The following is a 24322-nucleotide window of genomic DNA, read 5'->3' as shown; positions in this document are numbered from 1 at the left end:
TTGGCCAGACTGCGCATGGGGCGTATAGCCCATTTTATGCAGTATCCTGTCCAGGTGCAGCAGCAGGTATTCCAAAACCTTATCAGTGCAGCGCAGTATACTGAATTTGGAAAACAACATGGTTTTTCCAAAATTTATAAGATAGATGAATATAAACAGGCGGTCCCTATTCATACATATGATACCATCAAGCCGTATATCCAGCGCGTGATGGAAGGACAGCAGAATATTCTCTGGAATACCCCGATAAAATGGTTCGCTAAATCCAGCGGCACTACTGCTGACAAGAGCAAATTTATTCCTGTAACTGTTGAAAGTCTGGACGAATGTCATTATCGTTCAGGAAGAGATGTACTTACCTTATACTATAATAATTTCCCTGATTCTGACCTGCTTACCGGTAAATCACTGGTGATAGGCGGAAGTCATCAGGTAAATAAATTATCCGAAGGCAGCGACTCTTACTTTGGCGACCTCAGTGCGGTGATGCTGCAAAACATGCCGTTCTATGGAAATATGATCCGTACCCCGGACCTTTCCATAGCCCTGATGGACGAATGGGAAGAGAAAATAGAACGTATGGCCAACGCTGTTATACATGAAAATGTAACCAGTATTGCCGGTGTTCCGACCTGGACCATTGTTCTCATCAAAAGAATTTTTGAACTTACAGGAACAGACAACCTGGCCGACGTATGGCCAAGTATTGAATTGTATATGCACGGAGGTGTGAGCTTCACCCCATACCGTGAGCAGTTCAAGAAGCTGATCCGCAAGCCGATGATGTATTACCAGGAAACCTATAATGCATCAGAAGGATTCTTTGCCGCACAGGATGTAGTAGGAGAAGAAGGATTATTGTTATTCCTCAACCATGGCATCTTCTATGAATTCATGCCAATGGAAGAGCTGGGTAAGGAAAATCCTAAAACCCTGCAACTGCAGGAAGTGGAGCTGGGTAAAAACTACGCCCTTATCATCAGCACCAATGGCGGACTTTGGAGATACCTGGTAGGAGATACCATTCAATTTACTTCACTGCTGCCATACAGAATTAAGGTGAGTGGCCGTACCAAATCCTTCATCAATGCCTTTGGTGAGGAAGTAATTGTGGAAAACTCCGATATTGCAGTGGCTAAAGCCAGCGAAGCAACAGGAGCGGTTGTAAACGATTATACAGCAGCACCGGTGTATTTCAGTGACAACGGCAACGGTGGCCATGAATGGCTTGTTGAGTTTGAAGTAATGCCGGACAACCTGGAACACTTCACTAACGTCCTGGATGCAACGCTGAAAACCATCAATTCCGACTACGAAGCAAAACGTCATAAGGATATAGCATTGAGAATGCCGGTTGTACATGTGATGCCACAAGGCACCTTCTGTGAATTCCTGAAAAGTAAAGGAAAGCTGGGCGGACAGCATAAAATACCAAGATTGAATAACGACCGTAATTACCTGGAAGAAATTCTGCGTTTTGCGGCAGCCAATATGAAAGCTTAAAAACCTATCAACTATAACATGAAATTACTGGAGAACAAAGTAGCGATTGTAACAGGCGCCAGCCGTGGTATCGGTGAAGCGATTGCCTTAAAATTTGCGGCGCAGGGCGCTCATGTGGCTTTCACATATGTAAGCTCCGATGAAAAGGCTAAAATATTGGAAGACAAGCTGAAGGCTTTTGGCGTAAAAGCGAAAGCATATAAATCCAATGCTGGTGTTTTTGAAGAATGTGAAACACTGGTTGCAGATGTTCTGAAAGAATTTGGTGCCATCGATATCTGCGTAAATAACGCCGGTATTTCTAAAGATAATCTCCTGCTGCGCATGAGTCCTGATCAGTGGGACGATGTGATGAATATCAACCTGAAAAGCGTGTACAACATGACTAAACAGGTTATTCGTCCGATGATGAAAGCGAAAAGCGGATCCATCATCAACATGAGTTCTGTAATCGGTATCATGGGTAATGCCGGCCAAAGCAGCTATGCCGCTTCTAAAGCTGGTATTATCGGCTTTACCAAATCTATTGCACAGGAAATGGGTAGCCGCAATATCCGTGTAAATGCAGTAGCGCCTGGTTTCATCGAAACAGATATGACCAGCTACCTGAAAGAAGGTGAAGCTGCTACTAACTACATCCAGCAAATTCCACTGGCACGCTTCGGAACACCAGAAGATATTGCCAACGTTTGCCTCTTCCTCGCTTCTGATATGAGCTCCTATGTTACAGGTCAGACTATCAGTGCTTGCGGCGGATTATGCATGTAATCGCAACATTATAAATTACTTATATTAATAAAAAACGCGGATCTAAATCCGCGTTTTTTATTAATGCAGGATGTCGTATCTTTTCGCCACAGTGAACACGCTCGTATTGCCAGCCATACTTTGGAGAATAGGATATTAAATATTGCCACTAACAACAGTGAACTAATCAACTTTGAATCACTATTCAAGGTGCACTATGATGCACTCTGCACTTTTGCATTTGATTTTGTTGGAAGAAGAGAACTGGCAGAAGAAATTGTACAGGATACATTTCTGAAGATCTGGGAGCGCTATGAAGAAATAAAAATTGAGGTTTCAGCAAAAGCCTATCTATACAGAGCAGTGCAAAATAACGCACTCAATTACCTTAAGCAAGCCAAAATCCGCGACAGGTACGGTTCTGAGTTATTGCGCCAGATAGAGTCACGTACAACCTTAATGAGCTTGCCTGTACCTCACGATCCATCAGAAAACCTGGAACGTACGGAAATGGAAGGCATGGTGGAGAATGCCATCCGCAGATTGCCGCCACAGTGCCAGGATATATTCAGGCTTAGCAGATTCGAACAACTTAGTTATCCGGAAATTTCCCGCCATCTGGGCATCTCCATCAACACGGTGAAAACACAAATGACCCGCGCCCTTAAAAGGCTTCGGGACGAATTGCTGCCTTTACTGAAGTAGCAATATTAAATAATTGGAAACTTTTTTTTCTTCTTGTCACCCTATCGGCAATCGGCGATTGTCTAATTAAATGATTTGTTCTGGTTATGACTAACTATTCACGCGAGGAAATGGATGAACTGATTGCTGCATTCCTATCCGGAGATATTTCCGCATCTGAACAACAGCAGTTGGAAGACTGGATTGAGCTAAGTATGGCCAATCGCCTGCATTTTCTCGAACTGCGTGAAGCATGGACAGCAGCTGCCAAATCAGGAGGCTATGATACCCTGAGTGCCTGGAAAGAGCTTCACGGGCAAATTGTACCACCTGCTGATAATTTTTCAAAATGGAAAAGGGCCGTTCGTATAGCCGCATCTTTTATACTGCCTTTCCTGTTGGGAGGCGGGGCCATGCTGGCATGGTCTGAAAAACAAGGAAATAAAGGCTCCGGCAGCGACATGGTGACCATCACCAGCCCTAAAGGAGCAACAACCAGAATCGAACTTTCGGATGGAACAGAAGTATGGCTGAACGCAGGAAGTAAACTGCAATATGCGCAATCATACAATACACTTAGGAGAGAAGTAAATCTGGAAGGAGAAGCATTTTTTAAAGTACATACAAATCCGCAGAAACCCTTTACTGTAAAGGCTTCTGATTTGAGGATACTGGCGCTGGGGACTTCCTTTAACGTGAAGGCCTACCCGGAGGAAAAAACAGTTGTAACCACCCTGATCGATGGGGAGGTAAAGATTGACGGTTCTTCCACCCGCCAGCCGTTTAATGTGGTCATGAAACCACATGAACACGTTGTATATGAAAAACCTGTGTCCGTACAGCAAGCGCACAAAACCGACAATGAAAAAGAACCTGAAAAACAGCCAACACCAGTAGTGAGTAAAGAAGTGAACAATACTGAAATCTATACTGCATGGAAAGATGGTAGCTGGATCATCGCCTCACAATCGCTTGAAGAACTGGCAGTAACAATGGAAAGAAAATTCAATGTACAGGTGGTCTTTCAAAATGAAGAACTGAAAAAGTATAAGTTCAGTGGCACTTTCCGTCAGGAAACACTGGAACAGGTACTGAATATTCTCAAGCTGACTGCCCCGCTTCAATATAGAATAGAAGCAGGAGTAGTAATGTTGTCGTTAGATGAAACATTAAAGGAGAAATATTCTAACGCGTTTAAATTCAATAAATAATAAAGGAGTATATAAGAAGTTTTGCAATAAAGTGAACAAGGGAAAACTACATTTTTGTCACCTGTAAAAACAAGCTTAATGCACGATATGAACAACTAAAAAAATTGGGGTAATGCGACTTACCCCAATTGACGAACATCACTTTTTGTAGGAAGTCTTTGCGACGGACATCCTACTGTAACTATTCGTTTAACTAAAATCTTTACAAGTTTATGAAATCCACTTCAAACCTGGCGGAATTTCTATGTCCCAGGCGAAAATTATTGCGTATGACGAAACTGACCAGTGTGCTGATTTTCGGAGGATTCTTACAGGTATCTGCAACCACCTTTGCACAAGAAAAAATAGCATCTGTTTCTGCTGAAAATAAGCGCGTGAAGGAAGTTTTCAAACTGATTGAGAACTCCAGCAACTACCGTTTTTTTTACAATGAGGATTTTGCTGATCTGAATAAGAATGTCAGCATAGATGTGAAAGAAAAGAAGATAGATGACATTCTTGGAATGCTCTTCGATAAGTCGAATGTAACTTATCGAGTGCTGGAAAACAATCTGGTTGTAATTACTCCTTCGGCAAAAGCTGTCACAGAAAAAATTACCGGTAAAGTTACCGATGCCAAAACAGGCGAGGCTTTACCAGGTGTAACGATTACCGTTGAAGGTACCACTGCAGGTGCCGTTACAGATCCGACCGGTACTTTCACCATCAATGCTCCGAATAACAACGTTACCCTGGTTTGTTCCTATGTAGGTTATATCCAGCAAAAAATCAGACTGGAAGGCCGTACACAGGTAAGTATCAAACTAGAACCAGACACTAAAAAGCTGGATGAAGTAGTTGTAATGGGGTATACCACTACCACCGTGAAAAACCTTACGGGTGCTGCACAGGTAGTAAATGCTGCCAAACTGAAAGACGTAACCGCCAGCAGTATGGATAAAATGCTGCAGGGTAAAGTATCCGGTGTATTTATAGGTAGCAGCTCCGGAGATCCTGCTGCTGCACCGACAATCCGTATCCGTGGTAACGGTACGCTTACTGCCGGCAACCAGCCGCTGATCGTAGTGGACGGTATCATCGGAGGTTTGCCTAACCCGAGTGATATCGAATCTGTAACCGTACTGAAAGATGCGGCAGCCACTACTTTATATGGTGCCCGCGCTGCAAACGGTGTAATGGTAATCACTACCAAAAGAGGTAAAGCTGGTAAATCACAGACGACCTTCCGCACCAATATCGGTTCAGCTCAATTAAATACAGGTCATTTCCACCTGATGAATGGTTCCCAGTTATTCGATCTGCAACAGGCTGCAGGCGCTAATATGGACCCTGGCATCAGAAACCTGAACACCGATTGGCAGAAACTTGCCTTCCATACTGCGTCAAATCAGAACTATGAGCTGAGCACTAGTGGAGGTAGCGAAAAAACTAAATTCTACCTCGGTGGTAACTATTACAAAGAAGATGGTATCCTCAGAGGTACAGGACTGGAGCGCTTTAGCGGCCGTCTGAACCTCGATCACAATATCAATGACAAGTTCCGCATCAGTGCCAACGTCGCATTTTCTCAACAAAATGACCATGACAATTCCGGCGGTTCGTTGTACCAGTACTATACTAACAATCCATGGGATAAACCATATGATGCCAACGGGAAACCAATTAATCCTATCAATGCGCCAGTGTGGTATAACAGGGATCAGGTTAACTTCCTCTATGATCAGCAGTATAACTACGACGCTAAGAGACGCCAGCAGCTGGAAGGTTTATTCAAACTGGAATATGATATCACCAAATGGTTGTCCTTCAGCAGCACTAACCGCGCTGAATCCTACCATGAGCGTGAAGAATACAACGGCGACATCAGAACATCCGCTGGTGGTGATGACCTGGGTACACTGTATAACGGTAGTATCGACTCTGCTACCTATATCAGCTCTAACCTGTTGAAAGCAAGATATACCATCAAAAAGGATCACCATATTGATGGATTGCTCGGAGCTGAGTTCCAGACTGTAAATTATCAGTTCAACAGCGCTACCGGTAAAGGTATCCTTCCTGGTAGAGATGTATTAAACGCAGCTGCAACACCTCAAAAGATTGAAGGCCTGAAAATTGACCGTGCTTTCAATTCTTACTTCGTACAGGCAAACTATAACTACGCTTATAAATACTACCTTACTTCTTCTTTCAGACGTGACGGTTCATCCCGTTTTGGTGATGCAAACCAATATGGAAACTTCTACGCATTTGGTGCTTCATGGGCTGCTTCTGAAGAAAATTTCATCAAACAAATCAGACAGATTTCCAACCTGAAAGTACGTCTGAGCTATGGTACTACCGGTAACGCCAATATTGATGATTATCTGGCAATCGGTTCATATCAGGCCAAAGCACAATATAACGGCCTGCCATCTATTTATCCACTGACGATAGGCGTACCTAACCTTACCTGGGAAAAGGCTTACAATACCAACCTCGGTATAGACCTGGGCCTCTGGAACAGATTGAACCTCACCCTTGAATTGTACCAGAAAGATAATAAGGATCTGTTGTTCAACGTTCCGCTGCCAGCAAATGCGGGCTACTCTTTTGTACCAATGAACATTGGCCAGGTGCGTAATAAAGGGATCGAAATTGCTATCAACTCCGAGAACCTGATCGGTAAATTTAAATGGAGCACCGACTTCAACATCGGTTTCAATCAGAACAAAATTGTTTCACTTTATGGCGACCAGGCACTGATCATTGATCCTATGAGTGGTTATTTTGGGCTGCAAACAGGCCAGGATATGCGTACCTTCTACATGCGTAAATGGCTGGGTGTAGATCCTGCAAATGGCGATCCGCTGTGGGAACAGGTGACTAAAGATCCAACTACCGGAAAAGTAACCAAAACAGCTACCAACAATTATAATAATGCAACTTTACAAAATGTAGGATCTGCATCTCCTAAATTCTTTGGAGGTATCAGAAATACATTCGCATATAAAAACTTCCAGTTGTCTGCATTCTTCACCTTTGTTTCCGGCAACCAGATTTATAACGGAACCAGAGAACTGATGGATAACGATGGCGCCTACTCACAGTACAACCAGATGCAATTGGATAAAGGCTGGAGCCGCTGGGAAAAAGCGGGTGATAATGCCACCCATCCTAAATACACACTCAACGGAAATAAATACTCTAACAAACCATCCTCCCGTTACCTGGAAGATGGTAGCTACCTGCGTCTGAGAAACGTAAACCTGAGCTACTCCCTGCCACACGAATGGCTCGACCGCATGAAAATTGGCAACGCCAGAATTTCTATTGGTGGAGATAACCTGTGGACCCTCACCAGATTCTCAGGTATCGACCCTGAGGTAGACGACCGTGGTATCAATAGTTTCAAGTATCCTATTGCCAGAAAATGGTTCGCTGGTCTGGAAATTAATTTTTAACAGGTATTAAAAAGAGATTACGATGAAGCATATATCAAAATATTTTGCAGGACTTTCACTGGTGATGTTGGCTGCTTCTTGCTCCCTTAATAAAGAACCGCATCAGGCAGTGCCAAACATAGATGCAAAAGATCCAGCTATGTGGCAAAATGCAACTGACGGTAACTACGCATTATTAAAAGAACCTGAGTTCACCCGTAACTACTGGCAGATTGGAGAGTTCCCCAGCGATGATATCGCTTTGAGCGGAACTACAACTGACCCGTTATTCTATTCTTATACATACGGACATCTGACTAACCAGGGTAATACTTCTGCCTACTGGCGTGCAGCTTACAGAGCTATCAATGGTTGTAATCTGTTGCTGGCGGAAATGAAAGAAGGTACTTCTGCCGATGTAGACCAGATGATAGGTGAAAACCTCTTCATCCGTGCATTCGTACATCATAGCCTGGTACGTACATTCGGCCGTCCATATGCCCAGTCTCCGGAAACTAATCTGGGTGTTCCTGTGGTCACTACAGCTGATATAACAGCTAAGCCTAAACGTAATACTGTTAAAGAAGTATACGACCAGGTAATCGCTGATCTGCGTAAAGCAAAAGATCTGATGACCAAAAATACAGATGACCGGCCGAATAGTTATGCTACCAAAAACGTAGCCCTGGCCATGCTGGCTAGAGTATATCTCTATAAAGGCCAAAACGATTCTGCTTATATCTTTGCTGATTCTGTTATCAATTCCAATAGATACTCCCTGATAACAACAGATGATCTGCCTAAATATTATACAAAAGGTAATCAGGATAACAAGGAAACAATCTGGGCAATCCATCACACTGCACAAGATGATCGCGACTGGTCTTCCATCGGTTCTATGTATTATACTTCCCCGAATGGCTTAGGCTACGGCGAAATCTATGCATCTGAAGCCTACCGCAAATTGTTGGATAAATATCCCCAGGATGCAAGACATACTTTTGTACAACCGCTTTACCTGAAAAGTGCTGCTGGTGGAGATTCTACTAATGCTTCCGGTAAAAAAGTAGTAGCTACACGCGGTAAAGCTGGTGGTATCCAGGTAGAAAAATGGTACATCACCAAATTTTCTAATCAGGATAATATCCCTACACTCAGCTCTCCTGTAGTATTCCGCCTCGCGGAAATGTACCTCATCAGAGCAGAAGCTGCTGCGAAAATGGGCAATAACAATCAGGCAATCGCTGATGTAAATACCATCCGCACCCGTGCAGGACTCAGCGGCACCGCATTGTTCTCTACCGGCGACCTGAAAGGATATGCGACGGTACTCGATGTTGTACTGGATGAAACCCGCCTGGAGCTTGCGTTTGAAACACATCGCTGCTTCGACATCTTCCGTAACAACAGAAACCTGGTAAGAGATTACCCTGGATATCATCCGGTAAATCCACAAACCATTGAATATACGAATGCAAGGGTGGTTCACTATATTCCTGAACAGGATATCTTATTGAACCCTAATCTGGTTCAGAACCCATAATATCTGTTGTAAACTCAGAAGGCTCCTGTCGGTAACGCCAGGAGCCTTCGCTTTTTGCCGCTTACATAGTCTTGCATTGAATTCGGCAATTTTTTATATATTTTTCGAGGATCAATATTATTTACATGTTACAGAACCGACCGTTTACTGCATTCGCTAAAAAAGGATTGATCCTGGCAGGACTCAGTCTGGGTATGATAGGTACCATTACCGCCCAGCAGCTGAAGTATACTGAAGGCAACAATTCCTGGAACGCCGACTCCCTGGGAAATCACAGGGTAGTGGTTACTTTCAGTGGAACAGGAAATGCTGCCAGGGTAGTGATCCCATGGCGCCGCCGCGACGAAAATCCGGAAGCCAAACGCATTATCATCCAGGATGCAAAAACGAAAGCTAAAGTTACCAACGTTAAAACGTTGGTGTTAAACCGTGAACAAGGAGACATTATTTTCGAACCTACCTCCGGTAAGGGCGAATACTACATCTATTACCTGCCCTACAAAAACGAAGGCCGCTCCAATTACCCTAAAGGCGTTTACCTCCAACCTGAACAAACCGCTGCCGATAGCTGGTTACAGGCTATTCCGGCATCCCTGAAGCCGAACGCCGCCGTTAAAGAAATGGAAGCCGTTGATGCTTTCAATTCATCCTATCCGATGGAAGTAATTGCCACGGATAAGGAAATGAAAGCCTTGCTGCTGAAACATCCAGGCGCCGGTTACCTCGTGTTCCCGGAAGACAGATCAAACGTTATCAAGATGACCGATGATCTGCCACAACGCTGGATCCAGAGCGGCCCTTCCCAATCTTTCAAAGGCCAGGCGGATAAAGGTGAATACTATTCTTTCCAGTTAGGCCTTTATGCGATCAGGGAACTGAAAGATGTGAAAATCACTTTCACGGATCTTATCGGCCCTGACGGCAGAAAAATCGCTGCTTCCCAATTCAGCTGTATCAATACCAACGGAACTACCTACGATGCAAAACCTTTTGTAAATACCGTGAATGTTCCTGCCGGCAAAGTGCAGGCAATGTGGTGTGGTATTGATGTGCCCAAAGACGCCGCCACAGGAAGTTATAGCGCTACTGCGATGGTGAAGCCTGCCGGTATGCCCGCCATGCCCGTTCGTATATCCTTTACTGTTACCGCTAAAACTGCTGTCAACAGCGGGTTCAATGAACCATGGAAACAGACCCGTCTGAAATGGCTGAACTCCACACTGGCACAGGAAAATGCAGTAATCGCACCATACACGCCGCTGGAGCTGAAAGACACAGTCATCAGTTTACTGGGTCGTAAAGTGGGTATTAATAAAGAAGGTTTCCCTGCACAAATCCAGACTTTCTTCACCCCTGAAATGACAGAAATGACGCAACAGGGAAGGAATCTGCTCGCAGAGCCGATACATTTCCACTTCTTCGCTGCCGCTGACGGCAAAGACCTGAAATGGCAAAGCAAAGGCTGGCAGGTAGCGTCGAAAGATGCAGGAAAGATCACCTGGCATGCCCAGAATACCGCACCAGGACTGCAAATGGACATAGACGCCGGCATCGAATTCGACGGCTATATGGAATACACCGTAAAGGTGACAGCACTGGAAGATGTTGACCTGAAAGACATCACCATGCATATTCCGTTTGAGCCTTCCGTGGCGAAATACATGATGGGGCTTAACCAGAAAGGTGGCCTCCGTCCTGAAAAAATCGACTGGAAATGGGATGTTAAAAACAAAAACCAGGATGGCGCCTGGGTAGGGGATGTCAATGCCGGCCTGCAATTCACCGTTCGTGATGAAAATTATGTAAGGCCGCTCAATACAAACTTCTACCTGCAAAAACCTTTACTGTTGCCTGGCTCATGGGCCAATGGTGATAAAGGCGGGATCACAGTGGCGCTGAAAGGTAAATCGGTGCTGGCCAATATGTATTCCGGCGCCCGCACCATGCATAAAGGAGATGTGCTGTATTATAATTTTCATCTCTTTATCACACCATTCCATACCATCAATACGGACTTCCAATGGTCTACCCGTTTCTATCATAAATATGACAACCTGGATACCATCAAGGCTACCGGGGCTACTGTCGTGAATATCCACCACGGAAATGAAATCAATCCATGGATCAACTATCCGTTTATTGAATGGAAGAAGATGAAGGATTACGTGGATATGGCACATAGCAAAGGCTTGAAAGTGAAGATCTACAATACAGTCAGAGAGCTTTCCAACCATGCCTGGGAAACATTCCCGCTGCGTAGTCTGGGGCATGAAGTATACAGTCCCGGAAAGGGTGGTGGCTTCAGCTGGCTGCAGGAACACGTGGAAAAAGACTATATCGCTGCCTGGTTTGTGCCCGAATTTAAAGATGCTGCCATCATCAATAGTGGTATGAACCGCTGGCACAACTATTATGTGGAAGGAATGAACTGGCTGGTGCAAAATGTTGGCATCGACGGTATTTATCTTGATGATGTGGCCTTCGACCGTGTAACTATGAAGCGTATCAAGCGTGTGCTCACGCAAGACGGACATCCCGGTATCATCGACCTGCACTCCGCTAATCAGTATAATAAGTCCGATGGATTTATCAATAGCGGCATGTTGTATATGGAGCATTTCCCTTATCTGAACCGGCTTTGGTTCGGAGAATACTTCGATTATGAAAAGAACACGCCGGATTTCTTCCTGACAGAAGTAAGCGGAATTCCATTCGGATTGATGGGAGAGATGCTGCAGGATGGTGGTAATTTATGGAGAGGAATGGTATATGGTATGACTAACCGTATGCCATGGTCTGACAATGCAGATCCGCGTCCCATCTGGAAAGTATGGGATGATTTTGGTATGCAGGGCAGTAAAATGGTGGGCTACTGGGTAGAAAACAACCCGGTTAAAACCGACAATCCGAATGTGCCGGCAACGATATACCGTAAAAACGGTGCGGTGCTGGTATCCCTTGCCAGCTGGGCTGCTGAGGATACAACCATTCACCTGAATATCGACTGGAAGGCACTTGGTATCGACCCATCCAAAGCTACTATTACGGCGCCGGATGTACGTAATTTCCAGCCAGGGCAGGTATTTGCCAAAGATGCGGCTATCCCTGTTTCAAAAGGAAAAGGATGGTTGCTGATAATAAAGTAATCGCGCTTTATAAATAAGCAAAATGGGCGATCCGCGGGTGCGGGTCGCCCATTTTGTTTTTCTTTTCTGTCCGAAGGACAGAAAAGAAAATTAATATCTCTTCCCAGGAGTTTCTACTCTGAAAGTCTCTACACATTTCCTGTCCTGCAGCGTCACATATACGGTTTTGCCATCTTTGTCTCCAAAAATCAGGTTGCTGCACTGTTTTCCTTTCAGGGGAACTTCTCTGACCAGTTTCCCATCGGGAGAAAGTACAGCGATAGTACCTTTTCCCCAGCGGGCTACGTAGAGGTTGCCGGCTTTGTCGCATTTCATGCCATCGAAGCCATAGTCCGGGAAGGTGGCAAACAGGGTTTTATTGGAGATATTACCATTTTTGTCCACATCATATTTCCAGATATTGCGTTGGATGCTTTCGTTGACGTAGAGCGTTTTTTCATCCGGGCTGAGTTCTATCCCGTTGGTGGTGCCCATGTCCGTTTCCAGCAGTACTGGTTTGCGGTCTTTATCTACTCTCCACAGCTGACCTTTGCTGTTTTTCCAGTTGGGATCAGAGGCGAAAATTTGATCTTTTTTATTGATACACAGATCATTAGGTTGATTGAATTGATCAGAATGTACGTAGATGCCTACCTTTTTTGTTTTCATATCCACCGTCAGGATGTTATGGCCTTTGAAGTCGGGCAGGTACATGGTTCCTTTGCTGTCGAAGTTCACGCTGTTGCCGATGCTGGAGTCGGGGAGCGTAACGAAGATCTGGCCGGCACCGGTTTTGGTATCGATTTTCCCGATGGTGCCGTCTTTCTGGAAGTTTACCACGTAGAAATTACCGGCTTTATCGAAGTTTGGTCCTTCAATATTTACAGAGAACATCTTTTCTGCGGTCAGGTCCTGGGCGGTGTAAAGCGGCCGTGCGGCAGGGGCTTGCTGAGCGAAGGCAGACATGCTACTACCTGCGAGTAGCAGTAAGCATATTTTTTTCATGATAGCTGAAGTTTTTGCGGAGATCAAAATACTCAACTAAGCTGAAAATTTATTTTTTACTTGATTAGCGGGAAATGCGGGCGGGCAGGGCATTCTGTTTTTTGCTGATATAGGAAGATGACCGGCATAAAATTCTATGTGTGGTATTTTACTAATTTTGCCCGCATGATTCACGTTTCGGAGTTTAATGATCTGTCGCACCTGACCATTCATAAAGTAGGTAATTCATCAAATGAGGAGCCACTGATATTTTCCAAGGCTCCATTGGAGCTGACGGATGAAACGATAGGCCAGTTATTGATTACATATTTCATCCAGCCATTCACGAAATCAGCGGAATATTTCCGTTTTTTTCATGAAGCGGATTTGCAATTGAATGAGATTTTTCAATATTGTCGACGTATATTTGGCGACCAAAGTGAGTTTCAGGAGCAGTCTGTAAATATTGCCAAACATCTATATAAACACTCCACCCATCCCAAAATCAAAGGCGGAGAGCTGTATATAGCCTACTTTAGCAAGTGTCAGGTGGATGGAGAAGAGGTTGCAGCGATAGGAATCTTCAAGTCTGAAAACCGCGATACCTATTTGAAAGTCTACCTCGAAGATGAAAATTACCAGGTAAATTATGAAGATGGGATCAATATCAACAAGCTTGATAAAGGATGTTTGATCTTTAATGTGGAAGAAGAGGACGGTTATAAGGTGAGTATTGTTGACAGTGTCAGCAAACAAACCGAAGCTATCTACTGGAAAGACGCTTTTTTACAGGTCCAACGTAGGGAGGACAGTTACCATCAGACAGAAACGGCTGTAAATATGTGTAAGCAGTTTATTAGTAATAAGCTGCCCACAGAATACGAGATGGATAGGGTAGATCAGGTAGATCTGCTGAATAAGTCCGCAGCATACTTCAAGGAAAAGGAGCAGTTTCAGATGGAGGACTTTGCCAATGAAGTGTTAGGTCATCCGGATGCCATTGCCTCGTTCAAGGAGTACAGAAATGAATACCAGCAAACGTTTCAGCAAGAAATTCCTGATGAATTTGACATATCCGCACAAGCCTATAAAAAGCAGCAAAAAGCTTTTAAGAGTGTGGTTAAGCTGGATAAGAATTTCCATATATACATACATGGTAACCGGGAGCTGATAGAGCGCGGGTTTGATGAACTTACCAATATGCATTACTATAAGCTGTTGTTCGAAAACGAAGAATAGCAGGTTATAGTGAGATAATTATGCAACAAGAAATATGATATTTAAATTTTTCTCATAAGCAAAAACCAATTATTAACAAAGGCTGCTCCGTCTGGGCGGCCTTTTAAGTTAATGACATTGGAAAATAAAAAACCCTTCTGCCTCACGACAGAAGGGTTTTTTATTGCTTTTATGACCTGAATTAGCCTTTATTATTATTGTTGTTGTTGTTAGGATTGTTGGACGGCTTCGGCTTATTGTGGTGCCTTGGCGGTCTGCGGTCTTGTTTAGGCTGTTGACCTTGACCCTGTCCCTGGTTATCCTGTTTTTGCCCTTGCTGCTGGCCTTGTTGCTGGCGTGGCTGCTGATCGCGTTGTTGGCGTGGCTGGTTTTGTTGCTGGCCACCCTGTTTCTGCGGAGGACGATTGTTATTATCCTGCTTTTGTTTCTGGCGCTCTGGCTGGCGGTTGTCCTGTTTGGCGTGCTGCTGTTTAGGTTCCTGTTTGGAATGTTGCTGCTGCTTATTAGGAGCTTCCGCTTTTTGTTGTTTTTGTTTGTCTTTATCTTTTTGTTTGCGCTTCTGGACAGTTTTCTCCAGGGATTTCAGACTGATTTGTCCTACTACGTCCGCAAAACCAAGATCTGCTTCTTTAGGTTTGTTGACATTCACCACTTCAACTGCTTTCAGATCTTCCGGTTTAACACCTTGTTTGTTCAGGTGACGGATTTCTTTTGCACGGGAGATTGTCAGCGGGTATTGTTTGTTGCTGCCTTCATAAGAGTACCACATCAGGCTCTTGAAGATATCACGTTTCTGGAGGGTAGCTACTCCATTGGCGGTTTCGATGGTGTCTGCATCTTCAGGGAAGTCCTTCAGCGCATCCATATAAGTATCCAGTTCATAGTTGAGGCAGCATTTGAGGCGGCCACATTGTCCGGATAACTTAGCCTGGTTAATTGAAAGGTTCTGATATCTGGCAGCAGTAGTATTTACGCTTTTGAAATCAGATAACCAGGTAGAACAGCAAAGTTCACGTCCGCAACTACCGATACCACCTACTTTTCCGGCTTCCTGGCGGGCGCCTATCTGGCGCATCTCCACTTTAGCCCTGAATTCGGAAGCATATACTTTGATCAGTTCGCGGAAATCGACACGATCATCGGCAGTATAAAAGAACGTTGCTTTACGGCCATCGGCCTGAATTTCGACCTCTGTGAGTTTCATTTCCAGCCCCAGGTTGCGGGCTAATGCCCTTGATTTAATCAGTGCTTCCTTTTCACGGGCTTTATTGTCACTCATCCTTTGCAGGTCGTCGTGGGTTGCGCGGCGAAGAACTTTTTTTACTTCGGGTGTGTCTTCTGCACGCCGCTTTTTCATCTGTAGTTTTACAAGCTCGCCTGTCAGGCTTACTGATCCAACGTCAAAGCCGCTGATACCTTCCACCGTAACCATCTCGCCCTTATCCAGGTGCTGTTTGGTAATATTACGGTAGAAATCCTTGCGACTGCCGTTATTAAAACTTACTTCAATAATGTCAAATGGTGCTAAGCTATCTGCGAGTGGAATATTGGACAACCAATCAAACACATTCAGTCTGTTGCAACCTCCTGTACTGCATCCTCCATTACTCTTACATCCCGACGGCTTACCATCTACACCCGTACCACATCCGGCACAAGCCATATTATTAATTAGTTTAAATTTTAGAAATAAGCATTTCAGGTCATTCCAATCCTTTAATATACAGTATTCCTGCAATAAAAACAAAAAGACGGAATGCAGCAAAGATAAGGAAATCGCGATGATATGGCCCCTAAAGTCCGGTGCTTCTTAGATTGTAGGTATAGCTTTCTTTTTGAATATATATTGTAGCTTGATGGACAGGGCATGAAATAGCATCTTGGCGTTGGCGTTCCGCTCAATATGATAGTAGGAATTGTCCAATAATTCGATAATCTGCTCCATTTGCTCCAGATTGGCCAGTTTCAGCAACTTCGCAGAAAAGTCCATTTCCTCAGCAGAAAATGCCAGCTGACTACGATCTATAAACTGTAACCGGATAGTATGTTCCAGCAGGTTGATGAAATATCGGAGAAACTGTTTCTGGTTTTCCCTACCGGTTTTGGCACTGGAAATAGCTTCGATCCACTCCTGCAAAGCAGGCCGGTTACCCGTAAATATGTAGTTCAGCCAGTTGCGCAGCAATTCATGATAATCGTCGTCCGAATGCTGCAACAGGTAAACGGCTTCCCTGTAATTGCCGGCAGTAATAGTAGCGATTTGCTGTGCCCGCTGTGGAGGAACGTTTCCCTTTTCCACCAGTGATTTCACCATATCCTCTTTCGGGATGGGGTTCACTTTTATCAGGTGGGTCCTGGAAAGTATGGTGGCCAGGATCTGTTCCTGGTTTTCAGCTATCAGAATAAAAAGTGTATTAACAGGAGGCTCCTCTATTAGCTTCAGCAAGCGGTTCCCCTCATTGCCAAGATATTCCGGCATCCACATCAGCAGGATCTTATAACCACTTTCAAAGCTTTTCAGGTTCAGCTTACGGATGATATCCTGGCACTCTGTTGCAGTAATATTTCCCTGTTTGTTCTCGGCACCAATGAATTGCAGCCAGTCATAGGCATTCCCATAAGGGTTGACACCTACAAATTCCCTCCATTCATTGATATAATCTGTGCTGACAGGTTTGTCGCCCGATTTACGGGGAATAACCGGATAAGAAAAGTGTATGTCCGGGTGAATATACTGAGAGGCTTTAATACAGCCCGGACATTGCCCACAGGCCCCTTCCTGCTGCTTGTTTTCACAAACCAGGTACTGCGTAAATGCCAGCCCGAGTGGTAATCCTCCGGCACCTTCCGGCGCCAGCAAAATCATGGCATGACTAAGCCTGTTCTGTTGTACGGATTGCACCAGCTGTCTGGATACGGCAGATTGTCCTATAATGTCTGTAAAAAGCATGCCGCAAGATAATGAAAAGCCGCTAAACAGGTCTAGCGGAGTGACAGATAGCAGGTGCTTTCGAAACTGCCACTGCCCAGTACCGTGTGGCCCGAGGAGGATACATAGTAGTAACCATAGACTTTTTTCGTCTGGGGATTAATTTTCGTGATAGTCACACTGCTGGTGTCAGTATCCAGGTATTTATAGCCATAGTCACCCGGTACCTGTATGCCAACTATAACCAGTCCACCCTGCACTTTGGATGATTTGGAGTAGCTATATGTTTTGTAGGTAATGGAATCGTTTTGAATCAGGCTGTCTGAATACATGCCATCATTCACATTAATAATGATTTTCACGCTGTCATTTACTGCTTCTATGCTTAGGTATTTGCGGCCGCCACTATCTGTTTTCTGACGGAAGAAAGTACTACTGCTAAGGTTTAAGGCGTATGGCAGGTTGTTAAGGTTCAATTGAAAACTCATGCCCGGACAATTCATCGAAGGGCCGTCGATGGTGTTCTGGCAGGCCACACCAGAGATTAACAACACAACCAGCATTAGAAGGCATAGTTTTCCTGAGCGGTTTAAATATGGTTTCATGCATTAAAGAACTAGGTGTAAAAGATGGCTATATCAGCTGCGTGTGGGCATAACCGATAGTAGCGTATACATATACACTAAGAGCTGGCTAAGGATTATGAAAGAAGATTAGTATTTTTTCTCTATTGCTGCGATTACTTCAGGTGCTTCCGGCTGTGTTTTAGGAGAGAATACAGCAACCAGGTTGCCTTTTTCATCTAAAAGATATTTCTGAAAATTCCAGGTCACTTCCGTTGGCTCCATGTGTTTTGCTTTGCTTTCGTCTGTCAGCCATTTATACAATGGGTGGATGTCGGCACCCTTAACAGAAATTTTTGCAGCCATAGGAAAAGTTACGGCATATTTTTTTGTACAGAATTCCTGGATCTCTTTATTTGATCCTGGTTCCTGACTACCGAAGTTATTGGCAGGAAAACCAACTATCACCAGTTTACCTTCATACTTTTTATACAATTTTTCCAGCCCTTCATATTGAGGCGTGTTACCGCAGAGAGAGGCCGTATTTACAATCAGGACCTTCTTTCCCTTGTATTTGGAGAAATCGATTTTGCCGCCCTCTACGGCGTCTACTTTAAAGTCATATAAGTGGGAGGCTGCTGCTGCAAAAAACATAACGACAGATAGAATGGCAAGTTTAAACATATTACTATGGTATTAGTCCTATCAAAATTAAATGTGCTGATTAAAATATAAAGTTAATTATCCGTTATTAGATTTTGGGTTTTTTCTATGTCCAGGCATATGCCAGACAGGAAACACTGACATTGGCGCCTGCTTTTTGAAGGGCAAGGCAGCAGGCTTCAGTGGTGGCACCGGTAGTAATTACATCATCTACCAGTAATAAGTGATTGCCTTTCAAAGATTTACTTACATTGAAAACATCGGAAACATTATCCCACCTGCTCACCCTCCCTTTTCGGGTTTGTGTATTTGTATATTTTTCCCGCCTGAGTACGTCGGTCCAGATTGATTTGCCGGTGATAGCTGCAATTCCCTGGCACAACAGGGTAGCCTGGTTATATCCCCGCTGCCTTTCTTTTCCCGGGAACAGCGGCACAGGTATCAGCGCATCAATTTCGTATAGCCATTCACTTTGTAACAGCATATGTCCCATCTTCCTGCCCATGTATAACGCAATATCCTGCCGGTTCTTATATTTAAAAAGATGTATCAGCTGTTGTATTCCTGCCGATTTGGTATAGTAGTACCCAGCCATGGCATGACTCACCGGTGCTCTTCCCCAGAAGATCTTCTCCACCGGGTTGTTGGCCAGTAAGTGATATTGTGTTGCCGGTAATCCTGCTGCACAGGAGATACATAGTTTCTCTGCTTTGTCATTTAAGTCGGCACCGCAAATGTCACAGCAATGAGGATAGAATAGCTCCATTAAAGGAGTTAACAAACGGGAAATCATACGTTAATGGTTATTGGATCAAAACAGTTGTTGGTATACTTCTTCCACACGTCCAACCGCAATCACTTCTATATTGAATTTACTGAAATCTATTCCTTTTTTGTTGTATCTGGAGATAAATATTTTTTCAAAACCGAGTTTCTCAGCTTCGGCAATACGCTGCTCAATCCTGTTGACTGCACGGATCTCACCGCTGAGGCCAACTTCGCCGGCAAAGCAGAGCTTATTTGGCAGTGCAATATCTTCATAGGAAGATAATAAAGCGCATAATACAGCGAGGTCGATAGAAGGATCTTCTACTCTTAACCCTCCCGCAATATTCAGAAAAACATCCTTCACACCGAAGTGGAAACCACCTCTTTTTTCCAGTACGGCCAGCAGCAGTTGCAGACGGCGCAAATCGAAGCCGGTGGCGGTTCGCTGTGGTGTGCCGTAAACAGACTGGGTTACCAGTGCCTGTACTTCCACCAGCAGTGGACGCATCCCTTCCATTGTAGCAGAGATAGCTACACCGCTTAATAAATCGTCTCTTTGCGAGATCAGAATTTCGGAAGGATTAGTAACCTGCCTTAACCCTGTGCCGGTCATTTCATAAATGCCCAGTTCCGCAGTAGATCCAAAACGGTTTTTGATAGTACGCAGAATGCGATAGGCATAATGCTGATCTCCCTCAAACTGCAATACGGTATCAACCATATGCTCCAAAACTTTTGGTCCTGCAATGGAGCCATCTTTGGTAATATGCCCGATCAGGAAAACAGGAATGTTGCTTTCCTTTGCAAATCGCTGTAACTCAGCAGTTGTTTCCCTGATCTGCGAAACGCTTCCTGGTGCTGATTCTATGAAGGGCGACTGCAATGTTTGAATAGAATCCACAATCACTAACTGCGGCTGCAGTTTTTTAATTTCCTGGAAGATCGTTTGGGTGGATGTTTCCGTTAACAGGTAAAACTGATCATTGGAACTTTGGATTCTGTCTGCCCTCATTTTGATCTGTTGCTCACTTTCTTCACCACTGATATAAAGCGTTCTTACATCTTTCAGTTGAAGTGCATTCTGAAGAAACAAAGTAGACTTTCCTATACCAGGTTCACCACCAACGAGTACGAGAGAGCCTGCAACGATACCACCGCCCAGTACGCGGTTCAGCTCATTGTCCGGCGTCAGTAATCTTTTTTCCGCTACTGTTTGTATATCAGACAGACTAACAATCTTTTGGGTGCGTGCCGGATTGCTGTCCTGGTTTTTCCAGTCTTGTTTCAGCGGAATATCTTTTTGAACGCGTTCTTCAACGAAGGTGTTCCATTGACCGCAACTTGGACATTTACCATTCCATTTAGCAGATTCATATCCACAATTCTGACAGAAGAATGCAGTTTTAATTTTACTCATAGATTTTTGAAAAGGCGAGGTACAAAATAAATGGATTTATAAAATATGGGAGATAAAAGATGAGGTAAGAAGATTAAAATCCGGGTGAATGATTCCCCTAAAATGAGAAAAGAGCCAAACGGAAGATTCCGTTGACTCTTTCTACTTACTAACCCATTAAATTCAGGTCTAAATTACTAAATGGGTTCAGAATAAAAAAGTTTATTTAATCGATGTGAATAACTTTTGAGGTATTTTTTTAATGTTATAAAGTGGCTGCCATCGCTTGTTTCAGCCCCCTTTTTGGTTCAATATTACTTTCATTGGCAAGCCATAAAATGTTGATAAATAGGGGTGATGTCAGGGAATTTTGCATATGAAAACCGATCGGTCTATATGGGTAGGTTGTGTGACAAATAGTCGCAAAAAATGCTTAAAAAAAGTTCTATTTCGCCAATATGGCAGTGTTAAATTTATGGATGAACGGAAAGGTAGACGGATAAAAGAAGGGGTGTCAGGTAACCCCTAAATAAACGTTAAAGGGGATGAGTTGGAAGGGTTTTTGACCTCATTTTCTCAGATATTCTGTAAAAATTATTGCATATGACACCAGGAATAATGATCGTTTCTTTGATTTTTGTGGGGATCAGTATGTTGGTTGGGGCGGTATTAAAGAGCCGTTTCCGGGAATATAGCGAGATACCTACCTCTTCCGGGCTAACCGGCCGGGAAATAGCGGAGAAAATGTTGAAAGACAATAAGATATATGATGTTCAGGTGAGATCCGTGGATGGATTTCTCTCTGACCACTACAATCCGGGCGATAAAACGGTGAATTTAAGTCCGGATGTATATAATGGCGCCAATGTGGCTGCCGCTGCCGTAGCAGCGCACGAGTGCGGGCATGCGGTACAGGATGCGGCACATTATCCGTGGCTGGGCATGCGCTCCAAACTGGTGCCGGCGGTGCAGTGGAGTGCCAGCATTGTAAACTGGGTATTGCTGGGCGGCATATTGCTGATCAACACTTTTCCACAGTTATTATTGATAGGTATTATTATGTTCGGCATAACCACTTTGTTTGCCATTATTACCCTGCCGGTCGAATTTGACGCATCCAGGAGGGCACTGGCCTGGCTGGATAACACTACCATTATGGCGAAAGGGGAGCATGACAAGGCCAAAAATGCCCTCTGGTGGGCTGCTATGACCTACGTAGTAGCCGCTTTGGCATCCATTGCTACCTTTGTACAATACCTGATGATATTTTTAGGTGGTCGTAGCCGGGATTAGGCTTATCATATATTATTATACTGCGGCCCGAAATAGCAGATCTGCTGAATATCTGTTATTTCGGGCCTCTTTATATGAGAAAAAATCGACTTATCAACGGGGACGACAAATGCTGTTAATAACTTTTAAACAAAATTTTTATTGAACATCAATTAGTTACAAAGGTGCTATGCAAAAAAGTGCTGAAAATGTATTGTTATTAAGAATGTGAAACTTACCTTTGCACCTCCCTGTAATTGGGGAATTGTTTACAAGACGTAATCTTTATCGTATACAACAATGAACACTTTAAGTTTTAAAACAAAATCGGCAAACGACGCTTACGTAACGCGTGACTGGCACATCGTAGATGCTACCAATCTGACACTTGGCAGGGTTGCTGCTAAAATGGCCGCTATTTTAAGAGGTAAGAACAAACCTTACTATACTCCTCATACTGATTGCGGTGACTATATCATCGTTATCAACGCTGAAAAGATCAAATTAACCGGTAACAAAATGGATGAGAAAGAATACATCCACTACACTGGTTTCCCTGGTGGTCAGAGAATCGAGCTGGCTAAGGACCTGATCCGTCGCCGTCCTGAGGTTATGATTGAGAAAGCTGTAAAAGGTATGCTTCCTAAAAATCGCCTGGGTCGTAAAATGTACAAAAAACTGTTTGTATATGCCGGAGCTGAACATCCTCATGCAGCTCAGAAACCACAACCTTTAACTTTCTAATTTTTCTCTGATACATGGAAAAGCAAAAAAATACAATAGGTCGTCGTAAGGAAGCGGTTGCCCGTGTTTATATCACTAAAGGTACCGGTGCTATCGTTATTAACGACAAAGATTATAAAAACTACTTTTCTCTGATTTACCTGCAGAACCAGGTAGAGGCTCCTCTGAAAACCATCGATGCGGTTGATAAATTCGACCTGAAAGTGAATGCACAGGGTGGTGGTATCAAAGGTCAGGCAGAAGCTATTAAACTGGGTATCGCCCGCGCACTGTGCGAAGTGAATCCAGAGTTCCGTCCTGCACTGAAAGCAGCTGGTCTGCTGAAACGTGATCCAAGAGCGGTAGAACGTAAGAAACCAGGTAAAGCAAAAGCTAGAAGAAGCTTCCAGTTCTCTAAACGCTAATATTTTTGAGCTGTTGGCGGATGCGCTTTTCATTATCCGCTACAGTATTATTATTTGATCCTTTTAATTGAGCAATATAAACATGGAAAATAATACCTCATTGCAGCAGCAGTTACTGGAGGCAGGTGTTCACTTCGGTCACCTGAAGAAAAAATGGAACCCGAAAATGCTGCCTTATATTTTCGCAGAAAAGAAAGGTATTCATATCATCGATCTGAACAAAACCGTTGAAGGTTTACAGGAAGCAGCTTCTGCCCTGAAATCTATCGCAAAAAGCGGTAAGAAGATCATGTTCGTTGCAACTAAAAAACAAGCTAAAGAAATCGTAGCTGACGCTGCACGCAATATCAATATGCCTTACGTTACTGAAAGATGGTTAGGTGGTATGCTTACCAACTTCGCAACTATCCGTAAGAGCGTTAAGAAAATGCAGAGCATCGAAAAAATGCTGGCTGACGGTACTTTCGACAATATCACTAAAAAAGAGCGCCTGACTTTATCCCGCGATAAAGAGAAAATGGAGAAAGTACTGGGCGGTATCGCTCAACTGGCTCGCGTTCCAGCTGCTCTGTTCCTGGTAGATATCTCTCACGAGCATATCGCACTGGCAGAAGCTAAACGTCTCGGTATCGTTACTTTCGGTATGGTAGATACTAACTCTGACCCTACCAAAGTTGACTTCGCTATCCCTGCGAACGACGACGCTACTAAATCTATTGCTATCATCACCAGCTACATCTGCGCAGCTATCGCTGAAGGTCTTTCTGAAAGAGCTACAGAGAAAACTGAAGAAGTTGAAGAGGAAGAAGAAGCAGAAGATAAAGCTGGTAAATTCGAAGCTGAAGGCGGCGACGAAAAAGGTGAAAGAGGTCGCAGACCAGGTGGTGGCGCTAACCGTGGCGGTGGCCAGGGTGGCGGACAAAACCGTGGTGGTGGCCAGGGCGGTCAGAACCGTGGCGGTGGTCAAAACCGTGGCGGTCAGGGCGGACAAAACCGTGGCGGTGGCCAGGGTGGCGGTCAACGTCGTACCTCCAACACTGGTAGCGGTCCTCGCAAACCAGGTGGTGCCAGATAATATTATCTAAATACAAATTACGAATTGCGTTCCTGCTGGATTCTTCCCGC

At 44.1% G+C, this 24322-nt stretch carries 19 protein-coding genes; 12 read left to right on the top strand and 7 right to left on the bottom strand.

Annotated features, from left to right (window positions below):
• The first annotated feature begins 36 nt into the window (after positions 1-36).
• The 7 genes from F3J22_RS02270 (at position 37) to F3J22_RS02240 (ending at position 12256) form a co-directional block, all read left to right on the top strand.
• A complete protein-coding gene (locus tag F3J22_RS02270) occupies positions 37-1503 on the top strand; it encodes a GH3 auxin-responsive promoter family protein (RefSeq protein ID WP_240154986.1) in 1467 nt (488 codons plus the stop codon).
• Positions 1504-1521: 18 nt separating this feature from the next.
• A complete protein-coding gene (gene fabG, locus F3J22_RS02265; RefSeq protein WP_167013875.1) occupies positions 1522-2271 on the top strand; it encodes a 3-oxoacyl-[acyl-carrier-protein] reductase in 750 nt (249 codons plus the stop codon).
• A gap of 63 nt (positions 2272-2334) precedes the next feature.
• Entirely contained in the window at positions 2335-2955 is a 621-nt protein-coding gene (locus F3J22_RS02260; RefSeq protein WP_167013873.1) for an RNA polymerase sigma-70 factor, read from the top strand.
• Between the two features lie 86 nt (positions 2956-3041).
• Positions 3042-4145 (top strand): FecR family protein, encoded by a 1104-nt coding sequence (locus F3J22_RS02255; protein ID WP_167013871.1) that lies wholly within the window; start codon positions 3042-3044, stop codon positions 4143-4145.
• Positions 4146-4414: 269 nt separating this feature from the next.
• Positions 4415-7588 (top strand): TonB-dependent receptor, encoded by a 3174-nt coding sequence (locus F3J22_RS02250; protein ID WP_167013869.1) that lies wholly within the window; start codon positions 4415-4417, stop codon positions 7586-7588.
• Positions 7589-7610: 22 nt separating this feature from the next.
• Positions 7611-9110, top strand: coding sequence for a RagB/SusD family nutrient uptake outer membrane protein (locus tag F3J22_RS02245; RefSeq protein WP_167013867.1), 1500 nt, complete (start codon positions 7611-7613; stop codon positions 9108-9110).
• Positions 9111-9235: 125 nt separating this feature from the next.
• A complete protein-coding gene (locus tag F3J22_RS02240; protein ID WP_240154985.1) occupies positions 9236-12256 on the top strand; it encodes a glycoside hydrolase domain-containing protein in 3021 nt (1006 codons plus the stop codon).
• Positions 12257-12346: 90 nt separating this feature from the next.
• Here F3J22_RS02240 and F3J22_RS02235 read toward each other — a convergent pair whose 3' ends face one another.
• Positions 12347-13240 carry an SMP-30/gluconolactonase/LRE family protein gene (locus F3J22_RS02235; RefSeq protein ID WP_167013865.1) on the bottom strand — a complete coding sequence of 298 codons (894 nt, stop codon included), beginning with the start codon at positions 13238-13240 and terminating at the stop codon, positions 12347-12349.
• Between the two features lie 165 nt (positions 13241-13405).
• Between F3J22_RS02235 and F3J22_RS02230 the strand changes: the two genes are divergently transcribed.
• Entirely contained in the window at positions 13406-14458 is a 1053-nt protein-coding gene (locus F3J22_RS02230) for a nucleoid-associated protein (RefSeq protein ID WP_167013863.1), read from the top strand.
• A gap of 181 nt (positions 14459-14639) precedes the next feature.
• Here F3J22_RS02230 and F3J22_RS02225 read toward each other — a convergent pair whose 3' ends face one another.
• The 6 genes from F3J22_RS02225 to radA form a co-directional block, all read right to left on the bottom strand.
• On the bottom strand, positions 14640-16121 hold the full coding sequence (locus F3J22_RS02225) for a regulatory iron-sulfur-containing complex subunit RicT (RefSeq protein WP_167013861.1): 1482 nt from the start codon (positions 16119-16121) through the stop codon (positions 14640-14642).
• 147 nt (positions 16122-16268) lie between these two features.
• A complete protein-coding gene (locus F3J22_RS02220) occupies positions 16269-17408 on the bottom strand; it encodes a DNA polymerase III subunit delta' (protein ID WP_167013859.1) in 1140 nt (379 codons plus the stop codon).
• A 32-nt stretch (positions 17409-17440) separates the two neighbouring features.
• Entirely contained in the window at positions 17441-17992 is a 552-nt protein-coding gene (locus F3J22_RS02215; RefSeq protein WP_167013858.1) for a hypothetical protein, read from the bottom strand.
• A 108-nt stretch (positions 17993-18100) separates the two neighbouring features.
• Positions 18101-18634 (bottom strand): glutathione peroxidase, encoded by a 534-nt coding sequence (locus F3J22_RS02210; RefSeq protein WP_167013857.1) that lies wholly within the window; start codon positions 18632-18634, stop codon positions 18101-18103.
• 85 nt (positions 18635-18719) lie between these two features.
• Positions 18720-19379 carry a ComF family protein gene (locus tag F3J22_RS02205; RefSeq protein ID WP_167013855.1) on the bottom strand — a complete coding sequence of 220 codons (660 nt, stop codon included), beginning with the start codon at positions 19377-19379 and terminating at the stop codon, positions 18720-18722.
• Between the two features lie 45 nt (positions 19380-19424).
• Positions 19425-20798 carry a DNA repair protein RadA gene (gene radA / locus F3J22_RS02200; RefSeq protein WP_167013853.1) on the bottom strand — a complete coding sequence of 458 codons (1374 nt, stop codon included), beginning with the start codon at positions 20796-20798 and terminating at the stop codon, positions 19425-19427.
• Between the two features lie 582 nt (positions 20799-21380).
• Here radA and F3J22_RS02195 point away from each other — a divergent pair.
• The 4 genes from F3J22_RS02195 to rpsB all read left to right on the top strand — a co-directional run bounded on the left by F3J22_RS02195 (position 21381) and on the right by rpsB (position 24272).
• Positions 21381-22070, top strand: coding sequence for a zinc metallopeptidase (locus F3J22_RS02195; protein WP_167013851.1), 690 nt, complete (start codon positions 21381-21383; stop codon positions 22068-22070).
• Positions 22071-22349: 279 nt separating this feature from the next.
• Entirely contained in the window at positions 22350-22793 is a 444-nt protein-coding gene (gene rplM / locus F3J22_RS02190; RefSeq protein WP_167013849.1) for a 50S ribosomal protein L13, read from the top strand.
• A gap of 14 nt (positions 22794-22807) precedes the next feature.
• On the top strand, positions 22808-23197 hold the full coding sequence (gene rpsI / locus F3J22_RS02185) for a 30S ribosomal protein S9 (protein WP_167013847.1): 390 nt from the start codon (positions 22808-22810) through the stop codon (positions 23195-23197).
• A gap of 82 nt (positions 23198-23279) precedes the next feature.
• Positions 23280-24272, top strand: a complete 993-nt coding sequence (gene rpsB / locus F3J22_RS02180) for a 30S ribosomal protein S2 (RefSeq protein WP_167013845.1) — start codon at positions 23280-23282, stop codon at positions 24270-24272.
• Positions 24273-24322 lie beyond the last annotated feature (50 nt).

The organism is Chitinophaga sp. Cy-1792, assembly GCF_011752935.1.
Lineage (GTDB): Bacteria > Bacteroidota > Bacteroidia > Chitinophagales > Chitinophagaceae > Chitinophaga.
Note: the sequence above shows the minus strand (reverse complement) of the source record. Positions and strands in the feature narration are given on the sequence as shown.

What these genes read in the sequence shown, in the direction of transcription:
- rpsI (WP_167013847.1), top strand. Translation starts at nt 22,808, where the DNA reads ATGGAAAAGCAAAAAAATACAATAGGTCGTCGTAAGGAAGCGGTTGCC.
- F3J22_RS02230 (WP_167013863.1), top strand. Translation starts at nt 13,406, where the DNA reads ATGATTCACGTTTCGGAGTTTAATGATCTGTCGCACCTGACCATTCAT.
- rplM (WP_167013849.1), top strand. Translation starts at nt 22,350, where the DNA reads ATGAACACTTTAAGTTTTAAAACAAAATCGGCAAACGACGCTTACGTA.
- rpsB (WP_167013845.1), top strand. Translation starts at nt 23,280, where the DNA reads ATGGAAAATAATACCTCATTGCAGCAGCAGTTACTGGAGGCAGGTGTT.
- F3J22_RS02215 (WP_167013858.1), bottom strand. Translation starts at nt 17,992, where the DNA reads ATGAAACCATATTTAAACCGCTCAGGAAAACTATGCCTTCTAATGCTG.
- F3J22_RS02220 (WP_167013859.1), bottom strand. Translation starts at nt 17,408, where the DNA reads ATGCTTTTTACAGACATTATAGGACAATCTGCCGTATCCAGACAGCTG.
- F3J22_RS02260 (WP_167013873.1), top strand. Translation starts at nt 2,335, where the DNA reads ATGCAGGATGTCGTATCTTTTCGCCACAGTGAACACGCTCGTATTGCC.
- fabG (WP_167013875.1), top strand. Translation starts at nt 1,522, where the DNA reads ATGAAATTACTGGAGAACAAAGTAGCGATTGTAACAGGCGCCAGCCGT.
- F3J22_RS02235 (WP_167013865.1), bottom strand. Translation starts at nt 13,240, where the DNA reads ATGAAAAAAATATGCTTACTGCTACTCGCAGGTAGTAGCATGTCTGCC.
- F3J22_RS02210 (WP_167013857.1), bottom strand. Translation starts at nt 18,634, where the DNA reads ATGTTTAAACTTGCCATTCTATCTGTCGTTATGTTTTTTGCAGCAGCA.
- F3J22_RS02205 (WP_167013855.1), bottom strand. Translation starts at nt 19,379, where the DNA reads ATGGAGCTATTCTATCCTCATTGCTGTGACATTTGCGGTGCCGACTTA.
- F3J22_RS02250 (WP_167013869.1), top strand. Translation starts at nt 4,415, where the DNA reads ATGACGAAACTGACCAGTGTGCTGATTTTCGGAGGATTCTTACAGGTA.
- F3J22_RS02240 (WP_240154985.1), top strand. Translation starts at nt 9,236, where the DNA reads ATGTTACAGAACCGACCGTTTACTGCATTCGCTAAAAAAGGATTGATC.
- F3J22_RS02225 (WP_167013861.1), bottom strand. Translation starts at nt 16,121, where the DNA reads ATGGCTTGTGCCGGATGTGGTACGGGTGTAGATGGTAAGCCGTCGGGA.
- F3J22_RS02245 (WP_167013867.1), top strand. Translation starts at nt 7,611, where the DNA reads ATGAAGCATATATCAAAATATTTTGCAGGACTTTCACTGGTGATGTTG.
- F3J22_RS02255 (WP_167013871.1), top strand. Translation starts at nt 3,042, where the DNA reads ATGACTAACTATTCACGCGAGGAAATGGATGAACTGATTGCTGCATTC.
- F3J22_RS02270 (WP_240154986.1), top strand. Translation starts at nt 37, where the DNA reads ATGCAGTATCCTGTCCAGGTGCAGCAGCAGGTATTCCAAAACCTTATC.
- radA (WP_167013853.1), bottom strand. Translation starts at nt 20,798, where the DNA reads ATGAGTAAAATTAAAACTGCATTCTTCTGTCAGAATTGTGGATATGAA.
- F3J22_RS02195 (WP_167013851.1), top strand. Translation starts at nt 21,381, where the DNA reads ATGACACCAGGAATAATGATCGTTTCTTTGATTTTTGTGGGGATCAGT.